The 15,580-nt window shown below is 38.0% G+C and carries 15 protein-coding genes, 1 tRNA gene and 1 pseudogene; 14 read left to right on the top strand and 3 right to left on the bottom strand.

Annotation, left to right across the window (positions count from 1 at the left end; genetic code table 11):
- The first annotated feature begins 114 nt into the window (after positions 1-114).
- From FZF09_RS15280 to FZF09_RS15245, 8 genes and pseudogenes are all read left to right on the top strand, one after another.
- Positions 115-789 carry a TRAP transporter small permease gene (locus FZF09_RS15280; RefSeq protein ID WP_158737464.1) on the top strand — a complete coding sequence of 225 codons (675 nt, stop codon included), beginning with the start codon at positions 115-117 and terminating at the stop codon, positions 787-789.
- Positions 786-2,072 (top strand): TRAP transporter large permease, encoded by a 1,287-nt coding sequence (locus tag FZF09_RS15275; RefSeq protein ID WP_158737463.1) that lies wholly within the window; start codon positions 786-788, stop codon positions 2,070-2,072. The genes FZF09_RS15280 and FZF09_RS15275 overlap by 4 nt, the downstream gene beginning before the upstream one ends.
- Before the next feature lie 205 nt (positions 2,073-2,277).
- A complete protein-coding gene (locus FZF09_RS15270; RefSeq protein WP_158737462.1) occupies positions 2,278-3,489 on the top strand; it encodes an NAD(P)-dependent malic enzyme in 1,212 nt (403 codons plus the stop codon).
- 207 nt (positions 3,490-3,696) lie between these two features.
- Positions 3,697-3,996 carry a hypothetical protein gene (locus FZF09_RS15265; protein ID WP_158737461.1) on the top strand — a complete coding sequence of 100 codons (300 nt, stop codon included), beginning with the start codon at positions 3,697-3,699 and terminating at the stop codon, positions 3,994-3,996.
- A gap of 376 nt (positions 3,997-4,372) precedes the next feature.
- Positions 4,373-4,471: pseudogene (sda, locus tag FZF09_RS23385) on the top strand (sporulation histidine kinase inhibitor Sda); the annotation flags it as partial.
- A gap of 356 nt (positions 4,472-4,827) precedes the next feature.
- A tRNA-Arg gene (locus FZF09_RS15255) sits at positions 4,828-4,902 on the top strand.
- 511 nt (positions 4,903-5,413) lie between these two features.
- A complete protein-coding gene (locus tag FZF09_RS15250; RefSeq protein ID WP_158737459.1) occupies positions 5,414-5,590 on the top strand; it encodes a hypothetical protein in 177 nt (58 codons plus the stop codon).
- Between the two features lie 636 nt (positions 5,591-6,226).
- On the top strand, positions 6,227-6,508 hold the full coding sequence (locus FZF09_RS15245) for a hypothetical protein (RefSeq protein ID WP_158737458.1): 282 nt from the start codon (positions 6,227-6,229) through the stop codon (positions 6,506-6,508).
- A 620-nt stretch (positions 6,509-7,128) separates the two neighbouring features.
- Here the strand turns inward: FZF09_RS15245 and FZF09_RS15240 are convergent.
- The gene (locus FZF09_RS15240) at positions 7,129-7,287 is read right to left on the bottom strand and encodes a hypothetical protein (protein WP_158737457.1); all 159 of its coding nucleotides are present in this window, start codon (positions 7,285-7,287) and stop codon (positions 7,129-7,131) included.
- A 176-nt stretch (positions 7,288-7,463) separates the two neighbouring features.
- Here FZF09_RS15240 and FZF09_RS15235 point away from each other — a divergent pair, with 176 nt between their 5' ends.
- Both FZF09_RS15235 and FZF09_RS15230 read left to right on the top strand, forming a co-directional pair.
- Entirely contained in the window at positions 7,464-7,712 is a 249-nt protein-coding gene (locus tag FZF09_RS15235; RefSeq protein ID WP_158737456.1) for an atypical membrane-integrating protein (Mistic protein), read from the top strand.
- A 268-nt stretch (positions 7,713-7,980) separates the two neighbouring features.
- Positions 7,981-9,432 carry a phospholipase D family protein gene (locus tag FZF09_RS15230; RefSeq protein ID WP_158737455.1) on the top strand — a complete coding sequence of 484 codons (1,452 nt, stop codon included), beginning with the start codon at positions 7,981-7,983 and terminating at the stop codon, positions 9,430-9,432.
- A 127-nt stretch (positions 9,433-9,559) separates the two neighbouring features.
- Here the strand turns inward: FZF09_RS15230 and FZF09_RS15225 are convergent, their stop codons facing one another.
- Positions 9,560-10,336, bottom strand: a complete 777-nt coding sequence (locus FZF09_RS15225) for an enoyl-CoA hydratase-related protein (RefSeq protein ID WP_158737454.1) — start codon at positions 10,334-10,336, stop codon at positions 9,560-9,562.
- A 17-nt stretch (positions 10,337-10,353) separates the two neighbouring features.
- Entirely contained in the window at positions 10,354-10,803 is a 450-nt protein-coding gene (locus FZF09_RS15220) for a PaaI family thioesterase (protein WP_233269517.1), read from the bottom strand.
- Positions 10,804-11,134: 331 nt separating this feature from the next.
- Between FZF09_RS15220 and FZF09_RS15215 the strand changes: the two genes are divergently transcribed.
- The 4 genes from FZF09_RS15215 (at position 11,135) to FZF09_RS15200 (ending at position 15,451) form a co-directional block, all read left to right on the top strand.
- Positions 11,135-11,536: a thioesterase family protein gene (locus FZF09_RS15215; protein ID WP_158737453.1), complete on the top strand. Its 402-nt coding sequence runs from the start codon at positions 11,135-11,137 to the stop codon at positions 11,534-11,536.
- 155 nt (positions 11,537-11,691) lie between these two features.
- Positions 11,692-12,384, top strand: coding sequence for a GntR family transcriptional regulator (locus FZF09_RS15210; RefSeq protein WP_158737452.1), 693 nt, complete (start codon positions 11,692-11,694; stop codon positions 12,382-12,384).
- Positions 12,385-12,655: 271 nt separating this feature from the next.
- Positions 12,656-13,819 carry a CaiB/BaiF CoA transferase family protein gene (locus FZF09_RS15205; protein WP_158737451.1) on the top strand — a complete coding sequence of 388 codons (1,164 nt, stop codon included), beginning with the start codon at positions 12,656-12,658 and terminating at the stop codon, positions 13,817-13,819.
- Positions 13,820-14,113: 294 nt separating this feature from the next.
- Positions 14,114-15,451 (top strand): CitMHS family transporter, encoded by a 1,338-nt coding sequence (locus FZF09_RS15200; protein ID WP_158737450.1) that lies wholly within the window; start codon positions 14,114-14,116, stop codon positions 15,449-15,451.
- Positions 15,452-15,580 lie beyond the last annotated feature (129 nt).

Genomic DNA, 15,580 nt, shown 5'->3' with positions numbered 1-15,580 from the left:
TCGACTCCGGGCCGCAGGCGACCCTGCGCGAAAGCTCCAGAACCTGTCGCGGCTGACCAGGGCGCTTTCGCTTTTCTTGAAAGGTAAGAAATTATAAATAGTTCCGCGTTTTACATGTCTAGCTCCAGCGCCTACTCGCTCGAGATTCCTTCGGTTCGTCAATGGAAAGCAAAGATCAGCTTCCATATGCCGCCCCTCCAGGACTTGTCGCTCGTGAGCAAGGCGCTTGCGCTTTTCTTACATAAACAGATTAAAAACAGGGGTGATAAAGTGGTTCGTAAAAATTATAAACATTTGTACGCAAACGCTAATAAGGCCATTGAACATTTTTCGACATGGATGTTAATTGGTTTATTTATAGCAGTTCTTTTACAAGTATTTTTTCGTTATGTATTAAATTCTCCTTTGACATGGACGGAAGAAGCAGCGCGTTATTTAAATATTTGGATTGTATTATTCGGAACAGCTGTAGCCGTTTGCGAAAGGGATAATTTACGGGTTGATCTAGTCGATATAGTAGTAAAGAAATGGCCGTATAAAGCCCAGGTTGTATTTTATTTCGTTACTACACTGCTTTGTATGCTAGTTGTGATTAGCTTTATTAAAGGAGGTTATGAAACAACGAAAGAGCAATGGACCATTAGTATGAACGTTCTTCCATTTCCGCAAGGATTGTTATTTTTGGGAATGCTTATAGCAGCCAGTTTTATGTTCTGGTTTTTTCTGCATCAATTAATAGAGCATCTTAAAGCATTAATAAAAAGAGATGCAGGGGGAACGGTAAAATGACGATGATCATCATGATAATAACGTTAATTGTTTGTCTTTTGGTAGGTATTCCAGCAGCATTTTCCATAGGGTTATCCACTCTTTTATATTTTGTAATTGAACGAGGATTTTTTAACGTGCCAGATTTAATGGTAGTCAATCGCACGATTTTTGGGATGGATTCCTTTGTTTTACTCGCATTGCCTCTATTTATTATAGTGGGAAAAGTCATGAATGAATCGGGAGTTACGAATCGTCTATTTGATTTCGCCTCGTCTTTAGTAGGTCACTTCAGGGGAGGTCTGGGACAAGTAAATGTTGCTGCAAGTATGATTTTTTCAGGAATGAGCGGTTCTGCTACAGCCGATGCAGCAGGCTTGGGAGCTGTCGAAATTAAAGCGATGAAAGATGCTAAATACCCGGCAAGGTTTGCTTGCAGTATTACCGCGGCATCTGCTGTTATTGGTCCAATAATACCGCCAAGTGTTGCACTGGTGATGTATGCCATATTTGCAAATGTATCTTTAAACCAATTATTAATAGCAGGCATCCTGCCAGGGTTATTAATGGGGATCATGTTAGCCATATTCGTAGCATATGAAGCAGTGAAAAATAATTACCCGTCTGAAAAAAGGGCTACATTAAAAACGATACTGCTTACTGGTAAAAAATCCATTCTTCCTTTATTGACACCAATTATATTAGTAGGCGGCATTTTAAGTGGGATTTTCACAGCCACTGAGGCAGCCGCGATTGGATCACTATATGCTATTATTCTAGCTACTGTCGTTTATCGAACCATTTCGTTTCGTAAACTGTATAATATTTTTAAAAGTTCAATGAGAGACAGTGCGGTAGTGATGATATTAATTGCAGTTTCAAATGTGTTTGCGTGGATTTTGATACGAGAGCAAGTTCCTAATTATTTTACCGATTTGGTTGTTTCTATTAGTGAAAACTATTATATAGTAATGGGACTTCTTGTTATTTTTTTAAGTTTAATGTCGATGTTTTTATCAACCATTGTGAGTATTTCCATTGCAACTCCAGTAGTAGTTCCTTTAGTACTTGAGGTAGGCGGAGACCCGCTTCATTTTGGTATTGTGATGGTATTAACTTTGATTATAGGAGAACTCACTCCTCCAGTCGGTATGGTGCTTTTTGCTATAAAAAGAGTTGGTGACATTGAATTTGTTGAGTTAATTAAAGGAGTCGTACCTTATTTAATTGCTTTATACTTGGTTGTTATATTAATAGTAATTTTTCCGCAGATTGTCGTATTTTTACCAAACACGTTTTTATAGCTTTAGTTGAACGACAGGAAAAGATGGGCTGTTACCGAGAAAGGATCTGTATTGAAAGGTTAAATATAAATCTAAACACCTTTACTATACCAAAAAACTTAATCTTTCTAATCAAAAAATATACAAAATTATCTGAATTATGTTAGAATGATTTCTAAGCTTCAGTTCAGAAAATTAGAAATAAAAAAGTGGAGGGAGAAAGGTTATGTCTATGAGAGAGAAGGCATTGGCTATGCATAAGGAGAATCCCGGGAAAATCGGGACGTATTCAACAGTAGAGGTGAAAAGTAAAGAAGACTTGGGATTGGCTTATTCTCCTGGTGTCGCTGAACCTTGTAAGGAGATCGAGGAAGATGTCCATCGAGTATACGATTATACGAGCAAAGGCAATCTGGTGGCAGTAGTAAGCAATGGTTCTGCAGTGTTAGGGTTAGGCAACATAGGTCCAGAAGCTTCGCTGCCTGTTATGGAAGGGAAAGCGATTTTATTTAAGGAATTTGCAGAGATCGATGCATTTCCTCTCAGTATTAATAAGAAAGATACAGAAGGATTTGTAGAAACGGTAAAAGCATTGGAACCTACCTTTGGCGGTATCAATTTGGAAGACATAAAAGCCCCCGATTGCTTTATTATTGAAGGTGCTTTACGTGAAGCGCTAAATATTCCCGTTTTTCATGATGATCAGCACGGAACAGCTATCGTAACACTTGCTGGTTTAATAAATGCGTTCAAATTAGTTGATAAGACAGTAATAGACAGCCGCATCGTTATTAATGGAGCAGGTGCAGCGGGCGTAGCCGTAACAAAACTGCTTCTATCTCTTGGAGCAACAGATGTAGTGTTATGTGATTCTAAAGGAGCAATTTATGAAGGACGAACCGAAAGAATGAATGATATAAAAACAGAACTATCTCTCGTCACAAATCGTGAAAAAGTAAAAGGAACACTTGAGGAGGTCATGAAAGGAGCAGACGTTGTGATCGGAGTTTCTGCCCCTGACAGCATTACAAAAGAGATGGTTCAGTCGATGAATAGAGATCCAATTATTTTTGCCATGGCTAATCCTATACCGGAAATAATGCCTGAAGAAGCGAAGGAAGCCGGGGTAAAGGTTATTGGGACGGGCCGCTCCGATTTCCCTAATCAAGTTAACAATGTGCTTGCTTTTCCTGGCGTTTTCCGCGGTGCTCTCAACGTTCGGGCGTCAGAAATCAATGAAGAGATGAAAATTGCAGCAGCTAACGCTATTGCAAATTTAATTACAGAAGATGAGCTGACTCCTGATTATGTTATACCTAATCCATTAGATCCTAGGGTTGTTCAAGCAGTATCAAGTGCTGTAGCGGAAGCAGCAATAGAGACAGGTGTCGCAAAACAACCTGCAAATCAAAAAGTAGTTGAATCTTCTAAAGTATAACGAAACGGAAGGCACAGTAAGCAGAATAAATGCGCCTTCTTATTTAAAAAGAGAATGGTTTGAATTGGGTTCTCTGTGATGGCGTACCATTGTCATTACGCAAAGCCCTAGTAGCTCAGTGGAAGAGCAAAAGCCTCCTATGCTCATAAGATAGCTTTAGGAGGCTTATTTTGAAAGCTAAGAAATTATAAATAGTTGGCGTTTTACATGTCTAGCGCAAGCGCCTGCTCACTCGAGATTCCTTCGGTTCGTCAATGGAAAGCAAAGATCAGCTTTCCATGTGCCGACCCTCCAGGACTTGTCGCTCGTGAGCAAGGCGCTTGCGCTTTTCTTATTTCTATACGCATTTTGGCAAACATGACATTTCCTGTTGTTATGGAACTTCGTAAGTTGTTTTGTGTGGGATCTCTCGTTTACAATTTCTTTTGCAGTTTCTTCTGCGGCCAAATCAAAAGAGTCGCTAATTACCAGAGAGCAAGCAGCCACGGTATTGAAGCGGCGGTGTGATGAAATGAAAATAGAGCGGGGGCTATTTGCTTCTGTTTAAAAATGCAAAAAAGCAGGAGGGGGAACCTGCTTTTTTTTGAGGGGTATTTCGTATTAAGCCTTTAGGGGGCGTTGCTCATATTTAATGTACACTAGTACGTTAAAAAGAACCATCGATTCTTGAAAAGATAATCAAATTATTACATTTTTTACATAACTTAAATATTGTTAATGTTGTATGTTTTCGTACTAATTTGTTATGAAAAATTGACATAGTGGTAAACATTTAAACATTTTCAATTTTTGGTTTCAAAACACAATAATAGTCTAAAATTTATTAGGTAATAATACATAGGAGAAAAGGTTTATTTAATTTCCAGCGTTATTAACTTCTGTTTTATTGGAAGTATATCACAAAGCAAAGAAGCTTGAACTAGATGAAGGTTTTATCAACCTTAGAAAAGAAGCGTTGGACACCCAACTTGTACATCAGTAATATGCCATAACAATTATTGAGATAGCGACGAATAATTAGGTCTTTGTTACAACTGATGGAGAAAATAACGAAAATTGGAAAAGAAAATTTTGTAATAATATATTAGATGAGTGTGTAACGGTATTACGAAAGGATTTAGCTGATAAATCTCTTTTATCTATTTTAAAAAAATAAAAACGAATAACGTGACAAATTAAAATGTAAGGCATAGACTATAGTATTTGGTGGAGAATTTCTATGTTTTTTACTTTCTAACCTTATGTTTACAACTTGTAAGCAATTAAGCAGCATTTCATATTTACACATTGATTGACAATTCCCAAAAGTACTGCTAAATTAGTGATTGTTGAGCTTTTGCCCTAGTAGCTCAGTGGAAGAGCAACAGCCTCCTAAGCTGTAGGTCACAGGTTCGAATCCTGTCTAGGGCGCCACTTTTAAAGAACCGTTGATATGACGATAAATCAGACGGTAAAGTATTGCGGTGACATGTTCGATATGTCCGGAATACATAACGTTAATATGTGAGACAAACGCGCTCTCTTCTGTGTGACTTAAAAGTCCCCGGAAGGGGGTGTTTTTTTGCTGGGCTAACCAACGCCACGTCGGATGAATACTGCAAGCTATCACCGATTGAAACCGTCGATCAATTGAATAAGGCCGTCCAGTCACATTTATACGCCCACAGCCACGAATTAAGCTCAGCTACTATTGCGGTATTTAAGTTAATTAAGAATCACGCGGCCAAGTACAGAGGCGTTGCGTTCATGAAATACGACAAAATAGCCGAGGCTTGCAGCGTATCTTATGCGTCTGTTAAGCGTGCCATGAGAACAGAAATGCGGCATTGTTGACGTATACCGGACAACGCGCACCAAAGGCGAGTTAAAGGGCGGATACGGTCATAATGTCATCGTTATAAAGGCGGCTACCCCTTCTGACCCGTTGCCTGAACCATCGGCCTTAAACCATCGCAAAGAGGCAGAGAGTACCGATGTACCAAGAGATCAGCAAGCAGAAACAGGCGGGGAAGCTGTACCTAGTGAAGCTGATACCAATAAAGATATTATAAATAATACGTCTTGCGATTTGTCTAGCCGTCCATACAGCCGTTTTAAGTAGTTCATAGCGAAACAAATATGAAGAGGCGGATCTATTAGAAACGGCAGTACGGGCGCTTGCTGTTACGTTCCAGGCAACGAAAAGGCGTAGGATACGTAATATACCGGGCTATTTCAACGGGATACTATCGCAAATGTATGACCGACTATATGAGGCGGAGATTAACGGTCTTGCCGGGCTGGAAGCGGAATAGGTAATGAATTTCCAATTTTACTGGAAAAAACGAGCCGAAATGATACAACATATGCGTTTATATATTTTTTTATTATTACGTGGAATAGAATACCGTTACTAACGACAATAACGACTATACGTATATACCGTAATGATGTACTATCCGTTTATACCGTTACTATCGCTATACTACTGCCGTTCTGTACGTACTGGACTAGACTAGGCGCAAGCTATTGGGGCGCTTATGTTGGACGGGCTTATTAGCGTTTGTTGAGCGGCTATTGAGCGTTATTATATGACGGCAGCGCGCGGGAATTGCCGATAAACCGTCATGAAATACGAGGAGGCGGCCATGCTCGTATTTGCGTTATCAGATTTCGCAAGACGAGAAGACGATGAGGAAATCTGGGCTGTGCTCGACAAGTTTCGTAATCCAATTTTAAAAGGAAAGGCTGATGTAAAATGAGTACCGCACCTAATTTAATTCCAGAAGAAATCAAACATTTACATGTAGAAAATGATAAGTACATCGAAATACGGTATTATCCGATTATGAAAGGCGTTCAAATTCTAACGTACAGCGATAAAGGGGCTCCGCCTGACCAAGCGTCTTTCGAAATAGGAGATGCGTCGATCGAATTGGAATACAACGAAGAAATCCGGGACTTAATAGAAAATATCGACACGTTCGAAGCCGTGGAATTATTAGCGTTAATTGAAGCGAACCTAGAAGAACAAATATAAAAGTAGTACGAAATACTCCGATGAAGTTTGCCCGGACGTACTTGAACGCCGATAAGTTCACGTCTGGGACCGTCACACGGACAAAATAACGGGAGGGGATACCGTGACGATTAACAAGATACGTCGAATATTGTAGAAGATTTCTCGGATATTAGCGATGTAAATGCGGCCAAACTAAGAGGATCGCAAGAAGAGGAGCCGGTAAAGTTATCGGATGGTTGTTGCGGCGGTTGTTTAAATAAAAACCGAAAAAATTTTTGGAATAAATTTACGCAAAAATGCCCTTTTTTACGAAGCAATTTCTATATTAAGAAGTAGAGGGAATTTTTTTAGATCACCCCCCTAATTTTTTTGCGTGAGAAAACGTTATACAAAGTATAGGGTTGAAATTTGCCGTGCGAAATGGACAAGTAATAACGCATAGTAGCATAGTAGGAAATTTCATTACTACCCATGCCATTTTTGAAAAAATTGTTACCGCAGCCTCCTAAGCTGTAGGTCACAGGTTCGAATCCTGTCTAGGGCGCCACTTTAAAACTATATACCCCAAATTGGGGCTGAGCGGGGCAGGATTTATTTTTCTGCTTTTTTTCATTAAAATGAGATGCAGCCTGCCAAACTTAATTTTTATTATTGGTATTATTTTGTTTAGATTTTTTAGAAGTTTCATTACCACTTGCAAATTCATAAGAAGCTTCAAACTCTGTTTCTGAAACCTTATGCCCTTTCACAGTCTTATATTCCACGCCTCGATAGCCGGTGTCATTTTTTTTGTTCATCTAAGAAACCTCCTTCGTTTTGAATATCTTTATGTTTTTCCTTTGTTTGATTTTTATTCGCTTTTTAAAGAGTCCAACAGAAAAAGTGTCTTTGATGACAAAGTAATACGTTTTTTGCTTTTAAATCCAATGTCTGTATTATCATAAAAAAGGGAAAGCTATAACGGGTGATACATATGAAAGCTAATGAAAACGATCATCACAAATACAGTGAAGCAATTGATAAAATTCAAGAAGGAAATAATGCCATGATTGAATTGTTTAATGAACTAGAAGATGACGATCCATTAATTCGTTTTGGTGATGATGTAATGGAAAACATCGAGAAAGCTAAGAAAAAATTCGGTGATGATGTTGTCGATGAAAAAATCAACACGGTTGTACGTGAAATGCTGTCATGGTTAGATTTAAATGATGTGGAATGAATAAATAAACATCCCTGCATATTTAAATAAGGTTCCTCAACATTCCTCCATGTTTTACCCCGGCTCTCTTCTTTTTTTAACAATCCTTTATAAAGATCTTAAACATTCTTTTTTATAATTGGAAAACAATGGTACGATGAGATAAGGCTCCATAAAATGCTTCTAAGCTGAGGCTGTTTTTAGCTGTTTAATACTGCAATCGGAACAGTAATTATGCATAAAGATAACAATATAATAGTGAAAAGGGTACAAACAAGGCGGTCTTATTATGAAAAATAAATTAAAACTCCGGCGCGTTCAAGTTGTTTTAGGAGTGATTTGTGTTGTTTTTCTTGTTGTGGCAGCGGTATCCGTTTATGGAGCATTTAAGCCGCTTCCTGATGGTGTTTCTTACGAAGGAGAAATGCACAGTGCGGAAGAAGTCGAATTTTTATATGATTTAACTTATGAAGGAGGCGAAGGACTTGAACACGATCAAGTGATTTTTGATCAGTTTCATAAAATAATAGAAGAAGCAGACGATTTCGTGTTAGTTGACATGTTTTTATTTAATGATGACTACGATCGTTCAATGGATTTTCCATCTTTGTCACAAGAGGTCGCAGACACACTTATTGAAAAAAAACAAAGCAGCCCTGAGATGACAATGGTTGTGGTGACGGATCGTATCAACACATTTTACGGTTCATATCCTTCTGATATATTAAATGAATTAAAAGATAACGGAATCCATGTTTTTTTCTCTAATTTAAAACCATTAAGAGATTCTAACCCCATATATTCCGGCATCTATAGGACTTTTTTTCAATGGTTTGGAACAGCAGGAAACGGGTGGCTTCCCAATGCTTTCAGCCCAGATGCACCAGATGTCACGCTGCGGTCTTATTTAGAATTGCTTAATTTTAAAGCAAATCACCGAAAAGTCGTAGTAACCGAAAAGAAAGGGATGGTTATGTCGGCTAACCCGCATGATGCAAGTGCCTATCATTCAAATGTCGCTTTTGTATTGGAAGGGAATATCCTGCAGGAGATGATTGAAACGGAAAAAGCGGCAGCGACAATGTCCAGTGCTGATGAGGAATTGTTTCGATCTCTTGAAGCAGAAACCGAACATGCAGACCATAAAGAGAACTACCAAGTACAATTGTTGACGGAAGGAAAAATAAAACAGCATGTTCTGCAAGAAATAGCTGATACAAAAAAGGGAGAAACCGTAACGATGGGGGCCTTTTACTTGTCTGATCGTGACGTGATCAACGCCTTGATAGGAGCGGCTGATAAAGGGGCAGAAGTGAAGCTGTTATTAGATGCAAACAAGGACGCTTTCGGACGGGAAAAGAACGGTATACCGAATCGTCCTGTGGCGAATGAACTCGTTACTAAAACAGATGAAAATATAGATGTTCGCTGGTATCGGACGAATGGAGAACAGTATCATACAAAAATGATGATTTTTGAACGTGAAGAAGAAAGTACAATAATAGGAGGATCTGCTAATTACACGAAAAGAAACCTCCATGATCTTAATTTGGAAACAAACGTCAAAATTACAGGGGCTTCAAGTACAAAAGTGATGGAAGACGCAAAAGAGTACTTTGAGACCCTTTGGACTAATGAGAATTATACGTATACAGCGGACTTCGAAGCGTATGAGGATGAGTCGAGATTTTCTTATTTTTTATATCGTTTTCAAGAATGGAGCGGCATGTCAGGTTTTTAAGGGTTAACTTAATTTTGATTTAACGTAACAAAAAATCTGGCCTTGTTTAAGGTCAGATTTTTATCAGTAAGGAATTTATTTCTCAACAATTAAATTATTTAATTGTGTTTTTATTACCGCACGTAAGTTATTTTCCTTGAAAATTAGGCTTTCTTTTTTCTTTAAAAGCCTCTAATGCTTCCAGGCGGTCTTCAGTAGGGATGATTACTTCATAGGCTTTCGATTCAATGGCCATACCAGAATGAATGTCAACATTGCTGCCGTGATGAATTGCATGTTTTGCCTGAATAACTGCCAGCGGCCCGTTTTTCATAATTTCATTGGCTAAGTTTATAGCGGTATCCATTAAACTATTTAATGGAACGGCTTTATTAACAATCCCAAGTTCTTGCGCTTCTAATGCATCGATACGACGTGCAGTGAGAATAAGCTCTTTTGCTTTTGAAGGGCCGATCAGATTTGTCAATCGCTGCGTTCCCCCAGCGCCTGGAATAATAGCCATACTTACTTCGGGAAGCCCCATTTTAGCTGTTTCTGCTGCAAAACGAAAGTCACAAGCAAGAGCCAGCTCAAAACCGCCTCCGAGGGCATATCCGTTAATAGCTGCAATAGTAGGCTGAGGAATTTCTTCAATCAATGTGAACACCTGGCGGATTTTATTTACATTACGACGAACTTCTTTCTCACTTAATGTGCGTCTTTCCTTTAAATCAGCACCTGCGCTGAATGCTTTTTCTCCAGCACCCGTAACAATGACAGCCCGAACATCTTTGTCTAATTGAATCGCTTCAACTTTTTCTTCAAGCTGAACAAGCGTATCGTAATCAAAACAATTCAACTGCTCTGGACGATTAATGGTTATAGTCGCAAGGTGACCGCTTTTTTCAAGCAAGACGTTACTCATTATGTAACCTCCTAAATTTATTTTTCTATAGGAACGAAATATTCACTTTTGCGATATGCTAATGCTTCCATTGTAGCGATTAATTCTCCATCACTTTCGATATTGATTTTATACCATCCCATTTTATGATTTTTCTTTTCTTCAACCGCTGTTGCTCGAAGACGCGAGCTTTTTTGACCCGCTGCCATAAAGTTGACGGTAGTAGAAAGTCCAACAGCTGTTTTACCATAAGAATTGCATGCTGCTGCAAAGACGTAATCAGCAATAGCAAATGTGATAGCTCCGTGTACTGTTCCGTGTGAATTGATCATGTTATCGGTTACATCTAATTCTGCAATAGCTGTTCCTTCCCCAATTTCGAGTAGTTTTATTCCCAAATACTGAGCGTAAGGTTCATTTTCCATTATTTTTAATATATCCTCTTTGTACTGATGATGCAGCTCCACTTCGTTAACTGCTGACTTCAAACAAACCCCTCCTCATATTTATCTAGTGTCTAAGCAAATAGAATATAGAAAAAATTTTCGTATTATAAATATAACAGAAAAACAACAGTCGTTTCAATATTGTTATATAAAATTAATTTTAAAATAAAAAAAGGTTATCAATCGGGTTGTTAAAAAAACAACTACATATTAAAATATGACAAAAAATAAACCCTGCAAAAATTTGTGTTATACTAACAAAAATTTGTTAACATCTTCGTTATGGGTATATTTTTTTAAGTAACAAAATTACATTTTTATTATCTGAAACTGTTCATAAGGAATTATTAGAATAAAGGAGATTTGATAAGAAATGAAGGATGGTCTAGAAGCGGGAAAGACAGAGTTTTTTAAGGTGACTGTAACAGAAGATATGTTTGCTCAATTTGAAGGGGAAATCATTCATTCTGCATATTCCACCGTTTCGATGGTATATCATATGGAACTAATATCTAGAAAATTAATTCTGCCTTATTTGGAGTCGCATGAAGAAACCATGGGTGCTGCTGTTCATGTTAAACACTCTGCTCCGTCTCCGTCCCCGCTTGGTTCGACAATTACTGTAACGGCAACTGTTAAAAAAGTACGTCCGCGTTCCATTGTTACTGGGGTCACACTTAGAAATGAACGGGGGATAATTGGCGAAGGAGAAGTAAAGCAAGCTGTTTTACCCAAGTCTTATATTAGAAAACAATTAGATTTATTGGAAAGCTAAATTAATTAGCACCCCTCAGGCAAATAGTGAAGGAAATAACTTGTAATTCCCTCTTCTGTTATGATAATATACAAATCAGAATAAATATTTCCATTTGAACTATAATTGTATACATTGTCAGATAATTATAAAAATAAAAGAGAGGGATAAAACATTTGAAAAAAATTATACAGTCCCAAACCCTTCAAAACCAAGCTTATGATTATTTGTTTAATAAAATTGTCAGCGGGGAACTCCCGCCTGGCGCACGGTTAATCGAGGAAAAGATTGCTAAAGAAACGGAGATCAGCCGAAGCCCGATTCGTGAGGCCATAAGAAGGTTAACTAGTGAGGGGTTGGTTTCCGTAAATCCAAGAGGGGGAGTGAGGGTGTATCAGGCCTTACACTCAGATTTTAAATATTTGTACGAATGCCGCAAAAGTTTAGAACCGACAGCAGCTTCATTAGCTGCTAAACGAATGAATGAGGTGAAAAAAGCAGAGCTAAATAAATTAGTTAATGAAAACATTAGGGCACTTGAGGAAGAAGATTATAAACAGCTGAAAATAGTAAGCAGCAGATTTCATGAATTAATTTTAGAAGGAAGTGGAAACCCTTACTTAAAGAAATTGATGAAACAATTGAATTCACTACTCATGTTTTATCGAAATAAAATAGTTGATATAACTGAAAGGTTAGAAAAAGGAAGTATTGAACACCAAGATATTTGGAGAGCCATTCAAAAAGGTGATGAGGAAGATGCTGAAAAAAAAATGAGGGAACATATCGAAATCGATTATCAGTTCTATATATCTAAATATGGAGAAAATGATAATGGAAAATATGATGGAAGGAAAAATTTATTTTAAATAGAGGAGGTTATTATGAAAGACTAACGTAAGGACCCGGGAGTAATATTAAGGTAAGAGAATATTGGTGAAGTTGATAAGACGATCATCAACAGTTTTTATTATGAAATTCTTGAAAGAAGATTAATATGAAAATTTATGGAAATTCACAGGTGGGATTTAAAGCTATTAGTTGAAAAAATCCCGCCGAGTCAATTAAATAATGAAACAATTGTAAACGTTTGGAGTTAAATGTATACAATGTCTGAAAATTTAAAAAGGAGTTGTTATTATGGTTAAGCCATTAGAAGGAATTAGAATCCTAGAATTAGGTACACTTGTTGCTGCTCCATTTGCAGGCAAAATCTTTGCTGAATTTGGTGGAGAAGTTATTAAAGTAGAAGATCCAAAAAAGGGAGATCCTTTACGAAACTGGCGTGTATTACACGATGACAATACATCGTTGTGGTGGCGTGTCCAGGGACGAAATAAAAAATCGGTTACTATTGACCTTCGTACCGAAGAGGGGCAAGAGCAAATTAAAGAATTAGTAAAAGAAACAGATATCGTCATAGAAAATTTTCGACCAGGAACCTTAGAAAGATGGAACATTGGTTATGAAGCGTTAAAAGCGATTAATCCAAGTATAATTATGACCAGAATATCAGGCTATGGCCAAACAGGACCATATAGAGATAAAGCAGGTTTTGGCAGTGTTGGGGAATCGATTGGCGGTTTGCGGTACTTAACTGGAGAACCTGATCAACCACCAGTAAGAGTCGGGGTCCCTCTAGGTGATTCTCTAGCTGCTTTGTATGCAGTGAGTGGAACATTAATGGCCTTAAGAAGTAGAGATAGAGATCCTATGAGAAAAGGACAATACGTAGATGTTGCCCTTCATGAATCTGTCTTTTCACTTCTGGAGGGAATGCTGCCGGAGTATGACCTTAAAGGATTGGTGAGAGAACGAACAGGTTCCATTTTACCTGGAATTGCGCCTTCAAATACGTATGAGTGTGCGGATGGTAAATATTTGGTTATTGCAGGGAATGGGGATAGTATTTTTAAACGCCTTATGCGTGCTATAGAAAGGCCAGACCTTGCGGATGACCCTCAATATGCTACAAATCAGGGACGAGCAGAAAAAGTAGAGTATTTGGATCAAGTAATCGGGGAGTGGACCAAGAAATATCCACTAAAAGAAGCCCAAAAAACACTGGACGAAGCAAGAATCCCAGTTGGGCCTATCTATAGTATTGAAGACATCGCACACGATGAACATTATCAAGCTCGGGATATGTTAGTTAAGGCTCAATTGCCTGATGGAGCAGAAGTAATGGTACCAGGAGTAGTGCCGAAACTTTCAGAAACACCAGGAAGTATTGAATGGGTTGGTCCGGAATTAGGTCAGCATAATGAAGAGATTCTCAAAAAGAAAAACTATTCTGAGAGTTAAATTGTAAGTCAATTAAGATGCTTCTCATTATCAAGTGACATTACTTTGAAAAAAACCCTCTAAAGAATGAACTGACACATTCTTTAGAGGCAGGTAGATTGGTACTTTAAATAAAAATTTATAAAATGTAAGCTTAAATAAGTACAAAGATTGGTTTACTTGGCATGAGTCACATTAAAAAGTGTTAGAAGGTTATCTAGTAAAACTAAAAATGAAAACGTTTACTGATGGGCTGATTTTATGAGATAAGAGTATAAGACAGACATAATGACTTTTAAAAGAAAGGGATTTCCGGTGATAGCATTAGTTGGTTTTGTTACGTTTATATTGATTATTACTTTACTGCTGGTCTTTAAAGTTTCTCCTGTGCCGGTTTTTATTGTTGTTCCAGTTCTTGGTGCTTTAATGATAGGTGTTAGTCCTGTAGAAATTGGAAGTTTTATTGGAGACGGCATATTACAAGTTATGGACGTGGGAACACTTTTTATTTTTGCGATGTTGTACTTTGGTATTATGTCGGATGCTGGCTTGTTTGATCCTTTAACAGGTAAGTTAAAAGATATGGCTGGAAGCAATGTCGTTTTAGTGGCAATTGTAACTGTCTTTATTGCAATGGTGTCACATTTGGATGGGACAGGAGCATCGACCCTTCTTGTTACCATTCCAGCACTTTTGCCTGTCTATAAAAAATTACAGATGAATCCACTGATATTACTTTTAATAGTCGTTATGAGTGCTGGTGTTATGAACCTCATTCCCTGGGGCGGGCCATTAGCACGAGTTGCCGTAGTATTAGAAATCGACCCGAGTGCTTTGTGGGTACCCCTGATTCCCGTTCAAATCATTGGTATAGCCGCTGTCTTATTAACAGCTGTATATCTAGGAAAAAAAGAAAAAAAGAGAATTGCAAATTCATCAATGGAACACACGAGTGAAGAAGCATCGGAAGTGAAATTAGAATTGGCATCGGCTCTAGAGCAGGAGGCAGAGGTGTCAGAGGATGCAAATTTAAAAAGACCGAAACTTTGGTGGTTTAACCTTATTCTTACTATTGCGACTATTGCTACACTAATTACCACCGAAATCGAAATAAGTGCGGTATTTATGTTTGTTTTTGCGCTGGCTCTCGTTATTAATTACCCTAATGGAAAATTGCAAATGGAGCGGATGCGTGCCCATGCTTTTGAAGCATTTACTCTCGTTACTATATTAATTGCAGCAGGAGCTTTTTTAGGAATTGTATCCGAAAGTGGGATGGTTGAAGAAATGACTACGGGGCTTATTTCTGTCATCCCTGAAGCAATCGGGCCTTTTATACACCTTATTATAGGGGTTATATCCGTTCCTTTATTAATGGTTTTACCGCCTGATGCATATCTCTTTGCCTTTGTATCTTTATTAGTAGAAATTGGTGCTGAACACGGTGTACCTGCAACATCTGTCGCTTATGCTTCCGCGGTCGGAGCAACTATTTCTGGATATATAAGTCCGCTTGTTCCAGCAACTTATCTAGCCATTGGTTTAGCAAAAACGGATTTAGCTGCCCATATTAAATTTTCTATTTTTCCTATGTGGCTTCTTAGTATTTTGCTATTAACGGCTTGTATTCTGCTTGGCTTAGTTACAATATAGTACAATAAAAAAGAGGAGAAAGTCACGTGTTGTATAAGTTGAATGAAAGTTACGAAAAATTCTGCCACCTATATAGCACCAGCTCATTTCATTGGAGATATTGAACTTGAACCGGATGCTTACGGTTGG

The sequence above is a fragment of the Alteribacillus sp. YIM 98480 genome (genome assembly GCF_009765375.1).
GTDB lineage: Bacteria > Bacillota > Bacilli > Bacillales > Marinococcaceae > Alteribacillus.
The sequence above is the reverse complement of the archived record's forward strand: the minus strand, read 5'-3'. Positions and strand labels throughout refer to the sequence as shown.

Coding starts and splice junctions, on each gene's coding strand:
- FZF09_RS15280 (WP_158737464.1), top strand. CDS start 115: ATGTCTAGCTCCAGCGCCTACTCGCTCGAGATTCCTTCGGTTCGTCAA.
- FZF09_RS15275 (WP_158737463.1), top strand. CDS start 786: ATGACGATGATCATCATGATAATAACGTTAATTGTTTGTCTTTTGGTA.
- FZF09_RS15270 (WP_158737462.1), top strand. CDS start 2,278: ATGTCTATGAGAGAGAAGGCATTGGCTATGCATAAGGAGAATCCCGGG.
- FZF09_RS15265 (WP_158737461.1), top strand. CDS start 3,697: ATGTCTAGCGCAAGCGCCTGCTCACTCGAGATTCCTTCGGTTCGTCAA.
- FZF09_RS15245 (WP_158737458.1), top strand. CDS start 6,227: ATGAGTACCGCACCTAATTTAATTCCAGAAGAAATCAAACATTTACAT.
- FZF09_RS15240 (WP_158737457.1), bottom strand. CDS start 7,287: ATGAACAAAAAAAATGACACCGGCTATCGAGGCGTGGAATATAAGACT.
- FZF09_RS15235 (WP_158737456.1), top strand. CDS start 7,464: ATGAAAGCTAATGAAAACGATCATCACAAATACAGTGAAGCAATTGAT.
- FZF09_RS15230 (WP_158737455.1), top strand. CDS start 7,981: ATGAAAAATAAATTAAAACTCCGGCGCGTTCAAGTTGTTTTAGGAGTG.
- FZF09_RS15225 (WP_158737454.1), bottom strand. CDS start 10,336: ATGAGTAACGTCTTGCTTGAAAAAAGCGGTCACCTTGCGACTATAACC.
- FZF09_RS15215 (WP_158737453.1), top strand. CDS start 11,135: ATGAAGGATGGTCTAGAAGCGGGAAAGACAGAGTTTTTTAAGGTGACT.
- FZF09_RS15205 (WP_158737451.1), top strand. CDS start 12,656: ATGGTTAAGCCATTAGAAGGAATTAGAATCCTAGAATTAGGTACACTT.